This window comes from Halomonas sp. SpR1 (assembly GCF_031010175.1).
Taxonomy (GTDB): Bacteria; Pseudomonadota; Gammaproteobacteria; order Pseudomonadales; family Halomonadaceae; genus Vreelandella.
On the sequence record NZ_JAUAMB010000087.1, the window covers coordinates 1 to 802 of the forward strand.

Genomic DNA, 802 nt, shown 5'->3' on the forward strand with positions numbered 1-802 from the left:
TGTAGTGGTCAACTAATCCCGGACAGTAATTTAAGATTTTCCTCAGCCACAACGGGAGGCATGCCATCGTTAAACGAGTGAGGGCGCTGCTGGTTGTAGTAACCCATCAGATAGCCACTAACGTCCTTCTTGGCCTCAGATAGATTTCGATATCCCAAAGCCGGTATCCACTCCGACTTCAGGCTCCGGAACAGCCTTTCCATCGGCGAGTTGTCCCAGCAGTTGCCACGTCGGCTCATGCTTTGTTTCATTCGATAGCGCCAAAGTCTTTGGCGGAACTTGCGGCTTGCATACTGACTACCCTGATCGGAATGGAACATGACGCTCTTTGGCTGACCACGTTGTTCCCAGGCGTGATCGAGCGCTTTCACAACAAGATCTGCATCCGGGCTGGACGACATGGCCCAGCCAACAACAACACGAGCATAAAGATCCAACACAACGGCCAGATAGTTCCAACGCTGGCCACTCCAGATATAAGTGATGTCACCACACCAGACCTGATTGGGCTGGTCTGTTGTAAATTTTCGGTCAAGATGGTTCGCAATATCAGGTCGCTCAACGGTCGCCTGCTTGTAAGCATGAGGGCCCGGCTGCTTACAGATCAACCCCATTTCGCTCATCAAACGCCGAACCTTGAAACGACCAATGGTGACGCCTTCTTCGCTGAGCAAACCCTTGATCGAGCGGCTGCCAGCTGAGCTGCGACTCTTTTTGAAAAGGCGGTTTACCTGAGCTTTTAAGGCCAGACGCTCAACATCCACACGGTGCCGTCGCTGGCGGTACTCGTAGTAACTGGAGC

Annotated in this window: 1 protein-coding gene; it reads right to left on the minus strand. The window is 52.6% G+C overall.

Going from position 1 to position 802, the window contains the following annotated elements; translation table 11 throughout:
- Positions 1-8: 8 nt before the first annotated feature.
- The coding region (locus tag QT231_RS24220) for an IS3 family transposase (RefSeq protein WP_308339327.1) at positions 9-802 on the minus strand (794 nt) is incomplete at its 5' end.